Origin of the sequence: Micromonospora sp. NBC_00330 (genome assembly GCF_036136635.1) — a bacterium.
Lineage (GTDB): Bacteria > Actinomycetota > Actinomycetes > Mycobacteriales > Micromonosporaceae > Micromonospora > Micromonospora salmantinae.
The window spans coordinates 6,191,098-6,207,703 of the sequence record NZ_CP108012.1; the positions used below are offsets into that span (position 1 = coordinate 6,191,098).

Here is a 16,606-nt window from a genome sequence, read left to right on the forward strand (position 1 = left end):
CTACACCATTGATCCGGGTCTCTGCTCCCTCGTGGTCCGGCCTGGCCGTCCCTAGCGTCGACGACATGAGAAGACCGACACGACGACGGCACACATTCGGCGTGCTCGCCGGAGTTGTCCTGCTCGCCCTTGCCGGCGTGGGAGCACCAGCCGCAGCCCGTCAACCGGGGCCGGCGTGCTCCGACCGACCGGCGACGACCGCCGCGCTGCACGACCTGACCGGCACCCATCGGTTGGTCGGCGCGGCGATCGAGGTGAGCGGACCCGGGTGCGGCCGGTGGTCTGCTGCCAGCGGCCGGGCCGACCTGCGAACGGGCCGGCCGATGCGGGTCGACGAACGGATCCGGATCGGCAGTTCGACGAAGACGTTCACCGCGACGGTGGTGCTGCAACTCGTCGCGGAAGGCCAGCTCGTCCTGGACGCCCCAATCGAGAGGTACCTGCCGGGCCGGGTCCGTGGCAACGGCTACGACGGCCGACGGATCACCGTCCGCGATCTGCTGCGGCACACCAGCGGCCTGCCCGACCACGTCGACGCGCTCGACTGGGACCGGGTGGATCGTTGGCGGTATCGGCACTTCGCGCCGGCGGAGCTGATCGCGATGGCGCTGGCCCAGCCGCCGCCGGCCACCAGCTGGCACTACTCGACCACCAACTACGTCCTCGCCGGCCTGATCGTCGAGCAGGTCACCGGCCGCGGCATCAGTGTGGAGATCACCCGGCGGATCATCGGGCCGTTGGGCCTGCGCGATACCTACTGGCCGGGTGACTCGGTGCGGATCCGGGGTCCCCATCCGCGCGGCTACGCGTTGGTCGGCGCCGAGCGGCGGCGCGACATCACCGAGTTCAACATGTCGTACGGCGGAGCTGGTGGGGCGCTGGTCTCGACCCTCGCGGATCAGAACCGGTTCTTCGCCGCGCTGCTCGGCGGTCGACTGCTGGACCCGGTCGGCGTCGCTGAGATGACCCACACCGTGCCGACCGATCCGGACCGGCTGTGGCCTGACGCCCGATACGGGCTCGGAATCATCTCGACGCCGTTGGCCGGCTGCGGCGGGGCCCTCTACTGGGGCCACGGTGGCACGACGCCGGGCTTTCGCACCCTGGGCGGGGTCACCACCGACGGTCGCCGGGCGCAGTTGGTGGTGAACGACGAGCCGGCGTCGTACGAGAGCTGGCAGGCGCTGTCCACGACCCTGCACACCGCCCTGTGTGAGGCCCGGTGATTCGCCGCCGGACCGATTTCCCAACCGAGGAGATGACGATGACCTGGAGCAGATGGACCGCGACGGCGCTGAGAATGGTGGCGGCGCTGACCGTGCTGGCAATCACCGTCACTGCCGCCGGGCCGGTGCCGGCCGCCGCCGACGACCTGGCCGGTCCCCAGCGGCAGCGGCTCGACTGGCACACCTGCCAGCAGGGCTCGGCCGACCCGGCTGGTGCCGAGCTGGACCAGGCCGGCGCTTCCTGCACCGAGCTGGCCGTTCCGCTGGATCATGCCCGCCCGGATGGTCGCACCATCACCCTGGCACTGTCCCGGCTGCCGGCGACCGACACCGCGCACCGGCTCGGCGTCCTGCTGCTGAACACCGGCGGTCCCGGTGCGCCGGGGATGTCGGACGTTCTGCCCATCCGGCAGTGGCTGGGTGAGGTCGGGGCGAGGTTCGACCTCGTTGGGCTGGACCCTCGGTTCGTCGGTCGCAGCACCCCGCTGGACTGCGGCTGGCCAACGGGCACCTGGACTCGCTCCGCCGGGCCGGACCGCGCCACGTTCGACCGGCTGACCGCGTTCGAACGGGACCTGGCCTCCCGATGTGCCCGCCGGCACGCCGACCTGCTGCCGCACATCACCACCCGGAACACGGCCCGCGACATGGACCTGCTTCGGGCCGCGCTCGGCGAGCAGAAGCTCTCCTACCTGGGCTACTCCTACGGCACCTATCTGGGCGCGGTCTACACCCAGATGTTCCCGGGGCGTGCCGATCGGGTCGTCCTGGACAGCGCGGTCGACCCCGCCAGCTACGGCGCGAGGGTGCTGCGCGAGGCCGGTCCCGCCAACGAGGTCGCACTGCGCGACTGGGCGGACTGGACGGCCCGCCACCACGAGCGGTACGGCCTGGGCCGCACCGGTCAGCAGGTACTGGCGGTGGTGGACGGAATCCTCGCCGCCGCGGCCCGCCGCCCGCTACGGGTGGGTGGCTATCAGGTGGACCGGCAGTCGGTGCCGTACCTGCTGCTCAATCGGCTCGGCGACGATCGGGACGAATCCCAGGCCGACCTCGCGGAGACGGTTCGGGTGCTGTGGCAGGCCGTGGTGTCGGGCTCCGCGACGCCGACCGCGTCTCTGGCGGACACTCTGTCGTTCCTGTTGACCGGTGCCGAGTCGGCTACCGGCAGCGTGCAGGCCGCGATCCTCTGCGGGGACGTGCCGGTACGCCGTGATGCCGGGCACTACTGGCGCGATATTCGGCAGCATCAGACCGCTGAACCCCGTTTCGGGGAGTTGACCAGGGCGGTCAGCCCGTGTGTGTTCTGGCCTCAGCAACCCCGGGAGCGGCCGACAGTCGTGCAGAATTCCGTGCCGGCACTGATCGTGCAGTCCACGGGGGACACTCGCACGATCTACCGACATGGTCAGGCCATGCACCGGGCGCTCACCGGCTCCCGGCTGATCACCCTGCACGACGCTCGGATTCACGGTGTCTTCGGCAACTACGGCAACGTCTGCGTGGACGATGCGGTCGTCGCCTACCTCGCCGACGGACAGTTGCCGGCCAGAGACCTCGACTGCGTCAGCCGCACGCCGTCCTGATCAGTCCGCGCCGGTCAGCACGGGCCCGCACCCTCGTCGAAGAGGCGGCGGGCCCAGTCCGCGTACCCGGCGATGGTTTTTCGGACAGTGCGCCCGTCGTGCAGGAACAGGTACGCGCGGTCCCCGCTGCGGGCGAGTAACCCGTCGAGCCGATGTGTCCCCTGTGGAGCTCGTAGTCGGCTGACTTCCGGGTAGCGGTCCCAGACCTCGTCGACGGGAGACCCCGCCGTTATGCCCTCCGGTGTCCGCATCGGGTCGCCGACCCAGAGCAGCACGAGTTTGTCCTCCACGAAGACCGGGCTGACCGTGTCGTGGCCGGCGAGCATCGGCCCGCAGGCGTCCAGGCTGGTACGCAGGATGCCGCGTCGGGTCAGCTCGTCCTCGGTGGCACCGAACTCGATGTTGCGCAGGCCGTTCAGGTCGATGATCTCGACGTTGCCGGCGGGCCGGCCGTTCGGAATCGACCCGGTTGGCGGTACGCCGCTGCCCGCGATCGAGGCAGCCGTCAACAGCGCGGCGATAAACGCAAATTGTCGCAATTTCATTGGAATCCCCCAGTCCCCAACGGAACGGGAGCGTTCAGGTTGCTGCCGATCGCCGGATTACTGGTTTTCCCACTGTTCGACCAGCTCGTCCCAGTAGTCGGCGCTGAGTCGACGCCGGCCGTGCGCCAGCCAACCCTCGGTGCTCCGCTCCAGGTGCAACCCCAGTTCGGCGAACCTGTCGATCCAGGTGCCGGGCTCCACGCCGAGCTCTCTCAGCGCACAGTTGATCGGCCACTGCTCGCGCGGCGCGCTCAACTCGTCGTCGAAGCACGGGCCCCACGACAGCGCCCCGCCCAACCACACCACTGCCGACTGGTAGCCGACGCCACCACCGAACTCGGCCTCCACATAGGCCACCGGCCCCGACTGTGACCAGCGGGTCAGCGCCTCGGTCAGCGCCGTCGACAACACCAGGCCGAACGGGCGCGCGGCGCTGCGGTCGTCAGTGGCGAAATCCGGCAACGACCCGGTCAGTTCGATCACCAGCTGCGGGGTGACCGGCAGTAACGCGAAGTCCTGGCGCAGCTCGCCGAGGACCGCGTGATCCAGCTCGGCGGTCTGCTCGCGGAGCAGTTCGACGTCCGCGACCACCGCGCTGAGCTGGTAAGCCACGGAACCTCCGGTCGTCCACAGCCTGTGGATAGAACATGTGTACGACGGGCTCTCCGTCGTCGCTGCCTGGGACGGTACCGGCCGGAGGGTGGACGTGCCGGGCCCTGCTCGATGAGTGGGCATCAGCGAGCAGGGCGACGGTTGTACGGTCCTGGCCATGGCCAATCAACTGAGCGTCCCCGGTGTGCCGTTCCCGCTCGCGCCCTCGTCCGCCGAGCTGTGGCGGGTCGACGAGGCGGCCGGCACCGTGGCGGTCGAGGCGCAGCCGCACACGGACATCTTCATCGACCCCAGCACCGGCTCCGCCGAGGCGGCCGAGACCACCACTGTCAGCGCCGAGTCGACGCTCAACGCGGCGACGCTGCTCGGGGACCTGCCGACGGGGGACTTCCAGTTCAGCGCCCGGGTCAGCGTGGGCTTCGCCGCCACCTTCGACGCCGGGGTGCTCCTGCTGTGGCTCGACGAGCGGCGCTGGGCCAAGCTGTGCTTCGAGTTCTCGCCAGCCGGCGACCCGATGATCGTGTCGGTCATCTGCCGAGGCGTCGCCGACGACGCGAACGCCTTCGTCGTACCCGACCGGTCGGTGTGGCTGCGGGTCTCCCGGGTCGACGGGGTCTACGCGTACCACGCCTCGGTCGACGGTGAGACCTGGCAGTTGATCCGCGTCTTCCTCCTCGACCCCGACACGTCTCGCGACCGGATCGGCTTCGCGGGCCAGTCCCCGACCGGTGAGGGGTGCAGCGTGACCTTCGACGAGATCACGTTCCGGGCAGAGCGTCTGGGCGATCTGCGCGACGGCTCCTGACCTACCTGCCGCGGTGGGCGTGTGACCGGGCGCAGGTCAGGTGCGTCGGGTGAGCTGGGTGACGAACGCACGCCAGGCCGTGGGCGCGAAGGCGAGCGCCGGGCCGGTCGGGTCCTTTGAATCCCGTACGCCGATGACGCCGGGCAGGTTGTCGGCGACCTCGACGCAGTTGCCGCCGTTGCCGCTGCTGCGGCTGCTCTTGCGCCACCGGGCGCCGTTCAGCTCCATGACTCCGCCACTTCCTGGATGAGTTCGACCGACTGCCAGTGGGACAACGCCTCGCCGCGCACGTTCTCCCATGCCGCCATCATGGCCGCGATGTCCTCGGGGTCGCTAGCGACTTGTCCCTGAAGTTGGTTGTCGAGGTAGCCGGCGACCCGGTGGTCGTGGCTGTGCGCGATCACGAAAGGTCCGTTGAGGCCGGCATAGGCGCCGACCGTGCTGGGCACGACGTGCACCCGGATGTGCGGCTCGACGCACGCCGCCGCCACGGCCAGCAGTTGCTCGCGCATCGCCGACCGGCCGCCCACCGGACGGCGGATGACCGCCTCGTCCACGACCGCCGTGAACTGCGGCGGGTCGTCCCGCCTGAGGATGCCCTGCCGGCCGAGTCGGACCGTGAGATGCCGCTCGATCTCACCCCGGGGGATCAGGCCCGCGTCGCCCAGCACCGCGCGGGCGTACGCCTCGGTCTGGAGCAACCCCGGCAGGACTGTCGACTCGTACGACCGAAGCGACACCGCCTCGCGCTCGATCTCCTGCCACGGACGAAACCAAATGGGGTCACGACGTCTTGAAGTGTCCGGCCAGATGTCCGACACGTCCTTGTGCAGCGCCTCCGCTGCCGCCAGCCGGTGGCGTGGATGCGGGATCCGGTCCTCGGTCAACCAGCGCCCCACGGTCTTCGGGTCGACGCCGACGGTCTCGGCGAGAGATTCAGTGGTGTGTCCGGTGTCGCTGAGCGCCACCCGAAGCGCGTCGTTCACGGCTCCTCCATCGGATGTCCTAGATATCCGGGAACCATATCGCTACGCGGTGTATCTGTCTCGTAACTCTCCCGAGGGTGGTCCACAGAAGACGGCGTGGCCGGTGGAGGTGCAGGAGCCCGGCGGTCGGCGTCAGTCCGGGGTCGCCCCGACGGGGAGGCGGGGCGGCCCCCGCCCACCGCGAAGGAGATCCGCCCATGCCCCGCCGCCGCTACCGGAACCACCTACCGACCCGACCGACCTGGCGCTGTGCCGCGTGCGGCATCGCCTGGCCCTGCTCGGCGGCGAAGCTGCGGCTGCTCGGCGAATACCGGCACGACCGGCTCGCGTTGACTGTCTACCTGGCGACGCTCCAGGCTGAGGCCAGCGAACAGCTCGCCGACGTGGATCCGGCCCGGCTTGCCGACCGCTTCCTCTCCTGGGCCCGCGCCCGCGCCTGAACGGTCCCGGCGCGTGCCCCGTCGACCGGATCACACCTGCTGCAGGTGTGTGAGCGACCCCGCCTGAGCGCGGTGTCGCTCACCGGTGGGAGAGCCGGCGCCGTTCGGAGTACCCACGGACCTCCGAAGGGCGCCGGCCCGGTTCGTCCGGTCAGCCGTCGATGCTGGGCCATTCGAGACTCGAACAACTCGGCTGGATCAGGTTGTCCTTCCCGTCGACCAGGCAGATCTTGAGCCCGATGACCTCGCCCTTCGCGACGTTGTTCGGGAAGATCGTGTACGGGTCGTAGATGACCGAGGTCCACGCGCCGCTGCCGTTGTACTTCGTGCCGAGGTACTTCCCGTGCAGCCACGCCCAGACCTGCACCCCGTGGCCGTCGGCGGCGATGTCGCGGATGACCAGGTAGTCGTCGTTGTCACCGCCGCCGGCCGCGCCGGGGCCGTAGTCGATGAAGTCGACTGCGCCGCCCCACTGGCCGGTGTAGACCGTGTAGTCGTCGTTGCCGGCGGCAGCCGCCGGGTTCGAGGTGGCCAGGATCGCGGTCAGCGCCACCGTCAGCGGCAGCAGTACCCGCCTGGCAAGGGATCGTGTCATGTCCGTCGCACTCCTCTGCATCGATCGCTCCGGCCCTTCGGTCGGTGCCGACTGGCCTGATCATTGCGATGCCGGCTTGTCCAGACCTTCGACGAACCTTGAACCCCGAGGTCACGAGATCCGCGAACGGGACGCCAACCTGGAGGCGTGGTTCTCGGCGCAGGGCGCGGAGCGTGTCCAGGTGGTGGCTGACGCCACCGCACAGACGACTCAGGGCCGGTCCCCGTGGGGCCGGCCCTGTCGTTCGTGCTGCTCAGGTGAGCGGAGGATACGAGATTCGAACTCGTGAGGGTGTAAACCCAACACGCTTTCCAAGCGTGCGCCCTAGGCCTCTAGGCGAATCCTCCGCGAGCCAGGATACAGGCCCGAGTCGGGCGGGCCACCCCACCACCCCCTGAAGATCGACGGGCGGTCGGGTAGGCTGGGCGTCACCTCCCGTGCGGCGGTATCTCGTGAACCTCCCCAGGGCCGGAAGGCAGCAAGGATAAGCGAGCTCTGCCGGGTGCACGGGAGGCCTTTTTGTCTGTGGGCCGGTTGATCCACTCGGCGTCCGTGATGTCGCGGTGTCCCGGCCACGCGGACACCGCGGTTTCCAGGAAACCGAGTCGATCAAGCCCTGGCGGCCCGGTGGATCAAGCACGGCATCCGCGGCGCCGGGGTGGTGGGTGGTCACCCGCGCCCGACCGGCGCAGAATGGCTCGGTCGAGAGGAGGCGGGACGAGTGACGCTGGCGCTCTACCGCAAGTACCGGCCGCGTACCTTCGCTGAGGTCATCGGTCAGGAGCACGTGACCGAGCCGCTGTCGCAGGCGCTGCGCAGCGGACGGCTCAACCACGCCTACCTCTTCTCCGGCCCTCGTGGCTGCGGCAAGACCACCAGCGCCCGGATCATGGCCCGCTCGCTCAACTGTGAGCAGGGCCCCACTCCCGAGCCGTGCGGCAAGTGTGATTCCTGCCGCTCGCTGGCCGCCGACGGCGCGGGCTCGATCGACGTGATCGAGATCGACGCGGCCAGCCACGGCGGTGTCGACGACGCCCGCGAGCTGCGCGAGCGCGCGTTCTTCGCGCCGGCCAGCAGCCGCTTCAAGATCTACATCATCGACGAGGCGCACATGGTCTCGACCCAGGGCTTCAACGCTCTGCTCAAGCTGGTCGAGGAGCCCCCGGAGTACGTCAAGTTCATCTTCGCCACCACCGAGCCGGAGAAGGTCCTCGGCACGATCCGGTCGCGGACCCACCACTACCCGTTCCGGCTGTTTCCGCCGAAGGTGGTCCGCCCGTACCTGGAGCAGCTCACCCAGGCCGAGGGCGTCGCCGTCGAGCCGGCGGTCTTTCCGCTGGTGGTCCGCGCCGGTGGCGGCAGCATGCGGGACAGCCTCTCGGTGCTCGATCAGCTCATCGCCGGCGCCGGCGCGGAAGGAGTCAGCTACGCGCGGGCCGTCGCGCTGCTCGGGGTCACCGACTCGGCGCTGATCGACGAGATGTGCGACGCGCTGGCCGCCGGCGACGGCGCGGCCGCGTACGCCACCGTCGACCGGGTCGCCGAGGCCGGGCACGACATGCGCCGGTTCGCCTCCGACCTGCTGGAGCGGCTGCGCGACCTGATCGTGATCCAGCAGGTGCCGGACGCCGCCGCGAAGGGCCTGATCGACGGCCCGGCCGACCAGATCGAGCGGATGGCAGCCCAGGCTTCGCAGCTCGGCTCGGCCACGCTGTCCCGCTGCGCCGACATCGTGCACAACGGCCTGGTCGAGATGCGCGGCACCACCGCGCCCCGCCTGCTGCTGGAGCTGATCTGCGCCCGGATGCTGCTGCCCGGCGCGGACGACTCCACCGGCGGCCTGCTCCAGCGCCTGGAGCGGATGGAACGCCGGCTCACAGCGGGCGGCACCGACGCGCCGTCGGCCGCCGCCGGCTCCGCGCCAACCAACCACCAAGGGGTACGCCCACAGCCAGCCGCCCCGGCTCCGGCTGCCGCCACCCCGACACCAGCGAACGCCCCTACCTCCGCACCGCCGTGGGCTGTCGACCCGGCGGCGTCCCCGGCCCAGGGCGCTCCCGCCCCGGCTGCTTCGGCCAGCGGGGCACCTGCCTCGCCCGCTCCGACCTCCGGTGCGCCGGCCTCGTACGCCTCGGCAGCCGACTCGCCGATCCCGGCCTCCCCCGGCGCGTCGACCGGGTCGGCAACCGCTGACCAGGCCGTACCCGTGTCACCCGCCGGCCCGACCCCGCGTCGCGTGGTGCCACCGTCGGCGGTGCTGCCCGACCCGGCCACGCCCGCGCCGCCCCGACCCGGAGCGCCGGCCGCCGCGCTGGACGCGGTAGCGGTCCGCCGCGTCTGGCCCGACGTGGTCGGCAAGGTCAACCGGACCAACAAGCGGATCGCCGCCCTGATGCGCGACGCGGTCGTCCGCGAACTCGACGGCGACATGCTGGTGCTGACGGTGAAGTCCACAGTGCTGGCCAAGATGATGGCCGACCACGCGGCGGTGCTCACCGACGCGCTCTACGAGGAGTTGGGCGGGCGCTGGCAGATCCGGTGCGAGGTGGCTGGCGAGCGCGGTGGCGTGTCGCTGTCCGGCTCACCGCGCACGCAGCAGACCGCACCAGCCCGACCCGCCGCCCCGCCGGCCACGTCGGACACGCCCGCCGCCGCGACGAACGCCGCGACCCCGACTGCCGCCGGCCCGACGAGCGCGCCGTCAGCCGGGCCTGGCTCGAATCCCGCGCCCGGCTCGAACCCCGCGCCCGGCTCGAACCCCGCGCCCGGCTCGAACCCCGCGCCCGGCTCGAACCCCGCGCCCGGCTCGAACCCCGCGCCTGGTTCGAATCCCGCGCCTGGTTCGAATCCCGTACCTGGCTCGAACCCGGCGTCCGGCTCGAACGCAGCGTCTGGCTCGAACCCCATGCCTGGCTCGAACGGCGGGCCTGGCTCGAACCCCGCCCAGGGGCCGAACGGCGGGCTTGGCTCGAACCCCGCGCAGGGCTCGAACGGTGCGCCGGGTTCGAACGCGTCTGGCTCGAACGCCGCGTCAGGCTCGAACGCAGCGCCACGTGCGAACGCCGCCGGGCCGGGGACTGTGGGCCCCAACGCCCCGGCCGCCGCCGGCCCGACGAACGCCGCGAACCCGAGCGGCACTGCCGGCTCGGCCTCGCGTGGCGGTGCCGGTGCGGGTTCCGCTGGTCACGGTGCTGGGGGGCGGGTCGCAGCGCAGTCCGCCTCGGCGGCGGACGACGACGGCGACTGGCCGGAGGCGGCCCGCCCCGGCGGCGGCGCCCTTCCCGCCGAGGCTACGGACGACGAGGACTGGCCGGAGGCCGCCCGACCTGGCGGCGCGTCGGCCGGGAACGAGCCGAGCCCTCAATCCGCACCGGCGTCGAGCGGCGCGAACAGCAGCGCCGGGAACAGCAGCGGCACCAACGGCAGCGGCACCAACGGCGGTGGCACGAACGGCGGCGGCACCAACGGCGGTGGCGCGAACGGCACCGGGCCGGGCGGTTCCGGGTCAGCGGCCGGTGGCGGTAAGCCGGGCGGGCGGGGTAACCCGACACCTGCGGCCCGGCAGCCGGCGGCAGCCGGTGGTGCGCCGGTGAGCAGCGCCATCGCCGCGGCTCGCGCGGCGGCGGCGGGGCGCGGTGCGCGTACCGGAGCGGCAGCCCGGCCCGTCGCGGACGCCGAGTGGGCGGGCGAGCCGCCCTACGACCCGGACTTCGACGGCCCCGCGCGGGCCGGCCGACCCGGCGGCGCGGCACCGGCCGCGGCCCCGGCCTTTGAAGGGTTCGACCCGGGCGACGAGCCGTTGGACGAGATCATCGACGAGAAGACCGCACGGGAGTCCAGCGAGGAGCAGGCGGTACGGCTGCTCCGGGAAACCTTCGGCGCCGAAAAGATCAACGAGATCGACGCCCGCTAACAGCACCGCCACCCCGCACCCGGCGCCCTCGATCATGGAGTTGTGGTGGGTGACAAACCGCCCGTCGGTGACTTATTCCGGCACCACAATCCCATGATCGACGCGGGCGGGGGCGAGGGCTGGTGGGGTTTCGGCCAGCAGGACGCCCAGGGCGCAGGCCCAGAGGGGGAAGGGTAGGACGGCTACTCGTTCCATGCCGCCCACCCCGATGGCCAGGCCCTGTTGGGCGGCGAACAGTGTTGTTCCGGCCAGCGCGATCAGCCCAGCGGTGAGGGTGAGCCGTCGCCATCGGCCGAGCGTCGTGGTGCGTGGGGCGAAGCCGGCCAGGAGCAGGCCGATGTTGCCCATCCCCATGATCAGGACTGCGCCGAGGACGTGCAGGTTCTCGTCGATGTCGGCCGGGTAGAGGGCCGCGAGGGCGTAACCGCCGGTGGCCAGCAGCAGGAGTGTCTGGGCGGTGCGCACCACCGGGCCGCGGCCGAGGATTCGCCAGGTCAGCAGGAGCCCGGCGGCGAGCAGTACGGCGGTGGCCAGTGTCGCGGTGTTCATCATTGGGTGCCACGGTGAGCAGACGTAGCGGGGGCGGGTGGTGTCCCAGATGCCGCAGTGGGCGTTGCCGAGGTCGCTGATGTTGTGGGTGGCCCAGCTGTAGGCCGGCTCGCGCCATCGCAGCCCGGTGATCAGGCTGGCGACGAGGAAGATGGGCGCGGCCGCGAGCCAGCACAGTGTGCCGACCCGGCCGGTGCGGTTGAGGTTCATGCCACGAGCAGACCAGTGCGACGGCTATGGGCGCACTACCAGCAGATGGCCGGTTCGGGGTAGGGGTAGCCGTACCCGAAGGCTCGGCGTGGGCGGACGCACCGGGCGGGGCGAGGTCGGTCCCAGCGGATAGGCTGAGCGGCGGTCGAGCAGACGAGTGCGAGAAGGAGCCATCCCGTGCGCCCAGGTGGACAGCCGAACATGCAGCAGATGCTGAAGCAGGCGCAGAAGATGCAGCAGCAGATCGCCGCCGCCCAGGCCGAGCTGGCCGAGGCCGAGCTGACCGGCACCGCCGGCGGCGGGTTGGTCACCGCGACCGTCTCCGGTTCCGGTGAGCTCAAGGCCATCAAGATCGACCCGAAGGCCGTCGACCCGGACGACGTGGAGACGCTGGAGGATCTGGTCGTTGCGGCCGTGCACAACGCCGCCGAGGCGGCCCGGGAGCTGACCGAGCGCAAGATGGGCCCGGTCGCCGGCGGCATGGGCGGCCTCGGCCTGCCCGGTTTCTGAGCCGGCAGATGTACGAAGGTGCCATCCAGGATCTGATCGACGAGCTGGGTCGGCTGCCGGGCGTGGGTCCGAAGAGCGCTCAGCGGATCGCGTTCCACGTCCTCTCGGCTGATCCGGCCGACGTCAACCGGCTGGCCGGCGCGCTGCGCAAGGTCAAGGAGCTGGTGCGGTTCTGCACTACCTGCTACAACGTGGCCGAGTCCGAGCAGTGCCGGATCTGCCGCGACCAGCGTCGCACCGAAGAGGTGCTGTGCGTGGTGGAGGAGCCCAAGGACGTGGTGGCCATCGAGCGGACGGGTGAGTTCCGCGGTCGCTACCACGTGCTGGGTGGCGCGATCAATCCGCTGGAGGGGATCGGCCCGGACAATCTCCGCATCCGGGAGTTGATGATCCGGCTCGGTGGTGGCGGGGTGCGGGAGTTGATCCTGGCCACGGATCCGAACACCGAGGGCGAGGCGACAGCCACCTACCTGGCGTTGATGGTGAAGCCGATGGGCATCTCGGTGACCCGGCTGGCCAGTGGGCTGCCGGTCGGCGGCGATCTCGAGTACGCCGACGAGATCACCCTCGGTCGGGCCTTCGAGGGGCGCCGCGCGGTCTGACCCCCTGACGTACGGCCGGTGGCCGGCACCCGTGTGGGTGCCGGCCACCGCTGTGTCCCTGCCCGGAAATGATCTGACACCTGTGCCCTCATCGGGGCTGTTCGACGTAACAGTTTGGCATCGCGGGTGCTGATTGATCGGTTTTTGCCGCTGTTTACCTAAGAATCGAATGTCAAGCGGCGGTTGAGGCACGATCCGATACCAACCGTCCACTCAGCGGTTTCCGGGTGGACGCATCGGGAGCTATGGTCACCGCCATCGGTGACCCCTGTCACCACGTTGTCCGTACCCCCAAGGACGAGGTGAAGCACACATGCGTGCACCCAGGCCGAAGGTCGCGATCGCGGCCATCGCGGTCGCGGCCCTCGCGGTAGCAGGCTGCGCCGAGAGCAACCGCGACGACAAATCCGGCGGTAGCAAGAAGGACACCCTCGTCTTCGGCGTCGCCGGAGACCCGAAGGTGCTCGACCCGAGCTTCGCCAGCGACGGTGAGTCGCTGCGCGTGGCGCGTCAGGTCTTCGAGACCCTGGTCCGACCGGAGGAGGGTGGCACCAAGGTCACCCCCGGCCTGGCCGAGTCCTGGACCCCGGACGCCGCCGGCACCACCTGGACCTTCAAGCTCCGCTCGGGCGTGAAGTTCCACGACGGCACCGACTTCAACGCCGAGGCCGTCTGCGTCAACTTCAACCGCTGGTACAACGCCAAGGGCCTCATGCAGAGCCCGGACGTGACCGCGTACTGGCAGGACGTCATGGGCGGCTTCGCCAAGAACGAGAACGCGGATCTCCCGCCGAGTCTCTTCAAGTCCTGCGCCGCCAAGGACGCCACCACTGTGGACCTGTCCTTCACCCGGGTCTCCAGCAAGATCCCGGCCGCGCTGATGCTCCCCTCGTTCTCCATCCACAGCCCGAAGGCGCTGCAGGAGTTCGACGCGAGCAACGTCGCGGGCACCGCCGAGGACATCAAGTACCCGGCGTACGCGACGGAGCACCCGACCGGCACCGGCCCGTTCAAGTTCAAGACCTGGGACGTGGCCAACAAGACGCTGACCCTGGAGCGCAACGAGGACTACTCGGGCGCCAAGGCCAAGCTGAAGACCCTCATCTTCAAGACGATCTCGGACGAGAACGCCCGCAAGCAGGCGCTCCGCTCCGGCGACATCCAGGGCTACGACCTGGTCGGCCCGGCCGACGTCGAGCCGCTGAAGTCCGAGGGCTTCAACATGCTCACGCGCCCGGCGTTCAACGTGCTCTACCTGGCGATCAACCAGAAGGGCAACCCGAAGCTCGCCGACATCCGCGTCCGGCAGGCCATCGCGTACGCCCTGAACCGTCAGCAGCTGGTCACCTCCAAGCTGCCGCCGGGTGCCAAGGTCGCCGACAACTTCATGCCGGACACCGTCGAGGGCTGGAACGGTGACGTCACGAAGTACACCTACGACCCGGCCAAGGCGAAGGCGCTGCTGGCCGAGGCAGGCGCGTCGAACCTGACGCTGAAGTTCCACTACCCGACCGAGGTCACCCGGCCGTACATGCCGAACCCGAAGGACATCTTCGAGTTGCTCTCGGCGGACCTGAAGGCCGTTGGCATCACCGTCGAGGCGATCCCGCTGAAGTGGAGCCCGGACTACCTGAACGCCACCACCTCGGGTAGCAAGCACGACATCCACTTCCTGGGCTGGACCGGCGACTACGGCGACGCCTACAACTTCATCGGCACCTTCTTCGACCGGCCGAAGGACGAGTGGGGCTTCAACAACAAGGCCCTGTTCGACCAGTTCAAGGACGCGGACGGCACCGCCGACATCGCGGCCCGGACCGAGAAGTACAAGGCCCTGAACAAGTCCGTGATGGACTTCCTGCCCGGTGTGCCGATCTCGCACTCGCCGCCGGCGATCGTGTTCGGCAAGGACGTGACCGGCGTCAAGGCGAGCCCGCTCACCGACGAGCGGTACGCGACCGCCGAGTTCAAGTAAGTCCTGATCTGACGCAGCAAGGAACGCGGGCGGGCGCTGTCGCACAGCGCCCGCCCGCAACCCTCCGCACCCCTTCGAGGCCGCCGTGTTCCGGTTCATCGTCAGGCGCCTGCTTCAGCTGATACCCACGCTGTTCGGGCTCTCCCTCCTGCTCTTCATCTGGCTCCGCCGACTTCCCGGCGGCCCCGAGACCGCCATCCTCGGCGAGCGCGGCACACCCGAGATGCGGGCCGCGATCCGCCGCAACATGGGGCTCGACGAGCCCATCCTGGTGCAGTACGGCCGTTTCGTACGGCGGATGATCAAGCTCGACCTGGGCACCTCGACCTCCACCAAGCGGGCGGTCACCACGGAGTTCATCGAGCGCTTCCCCGGCACCGTCGAGCTGACCATCACCGCGATGATCATCGCGATCGGCGTCGGCATCCCGCTGGGCTACCTGGCCGCCCGTCGTCGCGGCCGCTTCCTGGACCACGCGTCAGTGGGCGGCTCGCTGATCGGCATCTGCATCCCGGTCTTCTTCCTGGGCTACGTGCTCAAAGCGATCTTCTCGGAGAACCTGCACTGGTTCCCGTCCAGCGGCCGGCAGGACCCGACACTCGGGGCGACCCGGGTCACCAACTTCTTCGTCCTGGACGGGTTGATGACCCGTGAGTGGGACGCCGCCGCCGACGCCCTCTGGCATCTGGTGTTGCCCAGCATCGCGCTCGCCAGCATCCCGCTGGCGATCATCGTCCGGATCACCAGGGCGAGCGTGCTGGAGGTGCTGAACGAGGACTTCGTACGGACCGCCGAGGCGAAGGGCCTGACCGAGCAGACGGTTCGTCGCCGGCACGTCCTGCGCAACGCCATGCTGCCGGTCGCCACCTCGATCGGTCTGCTCGCGGGCGGCCTGCTCTCCGGCGCGGTGCTGACCGAGACCGTCTTCGCCTTCAGCGGCATCGGAGCGTTCGTCGCCGAGGCCATCGGCCAACGCGACTATCCGGTGCTGATGGGCTTCATCCTGATCATCGCGGTGGTGTACGTGCTGGTGAACCTCCTGGTCGACCTCTCCTACAGCTTCATCGACCCGAGGGTGAGGGTGCGATGACACTCAGCCCAGGCAAGAAGCGCGAGAAGATCGACCGGCTCTCCGAGCTGGCCGCCCGTGACGACGAGCGGGGCGTCAGCCTCTGGCAGGAGGCGTTCCGCCGGCTGCGCGGCAACCCGGCCGCGATCGTCGGCGCGGTCATCCTGGCGCTCTTCGTGCTGGTCGCGGTCATCGGCCCGTTCCTCGTGCCGTACGCGGCGACGGACACGATCGGCATCCGGGAGGGGCTGATCAAGCCGGGTACCATTCCCGGCCCGAACGGCGACCACTGGTTCGGTTACGACCACCAGGGCCGCGACGAGTTCAGCCGGATGATCGTGGGCGCCCGCCAGACCCTGCTGGTCGGCGTGGTCTCCACCCTTATCGGTCTGGCGATCGGCGCGTTGATCGGTGGCGTCTCCGGCGCCGCGGCCGGCCTCGGTGGCCGGTGGGGACGGTGGATCGACACCACCCTGATGCGCTTCATCGACATGCTGCTGGCGATGCCGAGCCTGCTGCTGGCGGTGAGCATCGCCGCTCTGCTCGGGGCCAGCCTGACCACTGTGATGATCGCGGTCGGCGTGGTCTCGGTGCCGGTGTTCGCCCGGTTGCTGCGCGGCTCGATGATCTCCCAGGCCAACAGCGACTACGTGCTGGCGGCGACGTCGCTCGGCGTCAAGAAGTCGAAGATCGCGCTGACCCACGTGGTGCCGAACTCGCTCGCCCCGGTGATCGTGCAGGCCACGCTGACCCTGGCCACCGCGATCATCGAGGCCGCGGCGCTCTCCTTCCTCGGCCTCGGCAACCCGGACACCGCCGTACCGGAGTGGGGGGTCATGCTCGCCGACGCGCAGCAGTACCTCGGCATCCGGCCGTCACTGGCGATCTACCCGGCCGTCGCGATCATCATCACCGCGCTCGGCTTCACCCTGCTGGGTGAGGCGATGCGTGAGGCCCTCGACCCGAAGCTGCGGAAGTAGGCC

16 protein-coding genes, 1 tRNA gene and 1 other RNA gene are annotated in these 16,606 nt (G+C 70.2%); 11 read left to right on the forward strand and 7 right to left on the reverse strand.

All coding sequences use genetic code 11. From position 1 onward, the window contains the following. Window positions 1-65 precede the first annotated feature (65 nt). Window positions 66-1,226 carry a serine hydrolase domain-containing protein gene (locus tag OG598_RS28185; RefSeq protein WP_328651783.1) on the forward strand — a complete coding sequence of 387 codons (1,161 nt, stop codon included), beginning with the start codon at window positions 66-68 and terminating at the stop codon, window positions 1,224-1,226. A 38-nt stretch (window positions 1,227-1,264) separates the two neighbouring features. Then, window positions 1,265-2,812, forward strand: coding sequence for an alpha/beta hydrolase (locus tag OG598_RS28190; RefSeq protein ID WP_328651784.1), 1,548 nt, complete (start codon window positions 1,265-1,267; stop codon window positions 2,810-2,812). Between the two features lie 14 nt (window positions 2,813-2,826). On the opposite strand, the gene OG598_RS28195 is transcribed toward OG598_RS28190, so the two are convergent. Both OG598_RS28195 and OG598_RS28200 read right to left on the reverse strand, forming a co-directional pair. Beyond that, the gene (locus OG598_RS28195) at window positions 2,827-3,321 is read right to left on the reverse strand and encodes a hypothetical protein (RefSeq protein ID WP_442931394.1); all 495 of its coding nucleotides are present in this window, start codon (window positions 3,319-3,321) and stop codon (window positions 2,827-2,829) included. Between the two features lie 93 nt (window positions 3,322-3,414). Continuing rightward, entirely contained in the window at window positions 3,415-3,969 is a 555-nt protein-coding gene (locus OG598_RS28200) for a hypothetical protein (protein ID WP_328651786.1), read from the reverse strand. Window positions 3,970-4,126: 157 nt separating this feature from the next. Here OG598_RS28200 and OG598_RS28205 point away from each other — a divergent pair, with 157 nt between their 5' ends. After that, window positions 4,127-4,774 (forward strand): DUF1349 domain-containing protein, encoded by a 648-nt coding sequence (locus tag OG598_RS28205; protein WP_328651787.1) that lies wholly within the window; start codon window positions 4,127-4,129, stop codon window positions 4,772-4,774. Window positions 4,775-4,810: 36 nt separating this feature from the next. Here OG598_RS28205 and OG598_RS28210 read toward each other — a convergent pair whose 3' ends face one another. Continuing rightward, the gene (locus OG598_RS28210) at window positions 4,811-5,002 is read right to left on the reverse strand and encodes a DUF397 domain-containing protein (protein WP_145796322.1); all 192 of its coding nucleotides are present in this window, start codon (window positions 5,000-5,002) and stop codon (window positions 4,811-4,813) included. Next, window positions 4,993-5,760, reverse strand: coding sequence for a helix-turn-helix domain-containing protein (locus OG598_RS28215; RefSeq protein ID WP_328651788.1), 768 nt, complete (start codon window positions 5,758-5,760; stop codon window positions 4,993-4,995). The genes OG598_RS28210 and OG598_RS28215 overlap by 10 nt, the downstream gene beginning before the upstream one ends. Before the next feature lie 197 nt (window positions 5,761-5,957). On the opposite strand from OG598_RS28215, the gene OG598_RS28220 reads away from it, so the two are divergent. After that, complete coding sequence (locus OG598_RS28220; protein WP_328651789.1) at window positions 5,958-6,200, forward strand: flavin reductase; 243 nt, start codon at window positions 5,958-5,960, stop codon at window positions 6,198-6,200. A gap of 151 nt (window positions 6,201-6,351) precedes the next feature. Here OG598_RS28220 and OG598_RS28225 read toward each other — a convergent pair whose 3' ends face one another. Next, entirely contained in the window at window positions 6,352-6,795 is a 444-nt protein-coding gene (locus OG598_RS28225) for a hypothetical protein (RefSeq protein ID WP_328651790.1), read from the reverse strand. 262 nt (window positions 6,796-7,057) lie between these two features. Next, window positions 7,058-7,142, reverse strand: a tRNA-Ser gene (locus tag OG598_RS28230). A gap of 82 nt (window positions 7,143-7,224) precedes the next feature. Here OG598_RS28230 and ffs point away from each other — a divergent pair. Beyond that, an RNA gene (gene ffs / locus OG598_RS28235) (signal recognition particle sRNA small type) lies at window positions 7,225-7,314 on the forward strand. A 202-nt stretch (window positions 7,315-7,516) separates the two neighbouring features. After that, window positions 7,517-10,708, forward strand: a complete 3,192-nt coding sequence (locus OG598_RS28240) for a DNA polymerase III subunit gamma and tau (RefSeq protein ID WP_328651791.1) — start codon at window positions 7,517-7,519, stop codon at window positions 10,706-10,708. Window positions 10,709-10,780: 72 nt separating this feature from the next. On the opposite strand, the gene OG598_RS28245 is transcribed toward OG598_RS28240, so the two are convergent. After that, complete coding sequence (locus tag OG598_RS28245) at window positions 10,781-11,467, reverse strand: DUF998 domain-containing protein (RefSeq protein WP_328651792.1); 687 nt, start codon at window positions 11,465-11,467, stop codon at window positions 10,781-10,783. A 201-nt stretch (window positions 11,468-11,668) separates the two neighbouring features. Here OG598_RS28245 and OG598_RS28250 point away from each other — a divergent pair, with 201 nt between their 5' ends. From OG598_RS28250 to OG598_RS28270, 5 genes are all read left to right on the forward strand, one after another. Then, window positions 11,669-11,977: a YbaB/EbfC family nucleoid-associated protein gene (locus OG598_RS28250; protein WP_007466279.1), complete on the forward strand. Its 309-nt coding sequence runs from the start codon at window positions 11,669-11,671 to the stop codon at window positions 11,975-11,977. 8 nt (window positions 11,978-11,985) lie between these two features. After that, on the forward strand, window positions 11,986-12,579 hold the full coding sequence (recR, locus tag OG598_RS28255; RefSeq protein WP_210780747.1) for a recombination mediator RecR: 594 nt from the start codon (window positions 11,986-11,988) through the stop codon (window positions 12,577-12,579). A 313-nt stretch (window positions 12,580-12,892) separates the two neighbouring features. Next, a complete protein-coding gene (locus OG598_RS28260) occupies window positions 12,893-14,554 on the forward strand; it encodes an ABC transporter substrate-binding protein (protein WP_196920183.1) in 1,662 nt (553 codons plus the stop codon). Between the two features lie 85 nt (window positions 14,555-14,639). After that, window positions 14,640-15,644, forward strand: a complete 1,005-nt coding sequence (locus OG598_RS28265; protein WP_124776655.1) for an ABC transporter permease — start codon at window positions 14,640-14,642, stop codon at window positions 15,642-15,644. Next, entirely contained in the window at window positions 15,641-16,603 is a 963-nt protein-coding gene (locus tag OG598_RS28270) for an ABC transporter permease (RefSeq protein ID WP_328651793.1), read from the forward strand. The genes OG598_RS28265 and OG598_RS28270 overlap by 4 nt, the downstream gene beginning before the upstream one ends. Window positions 16,604-16,606 lie beyond the last annotated feature (3 nt).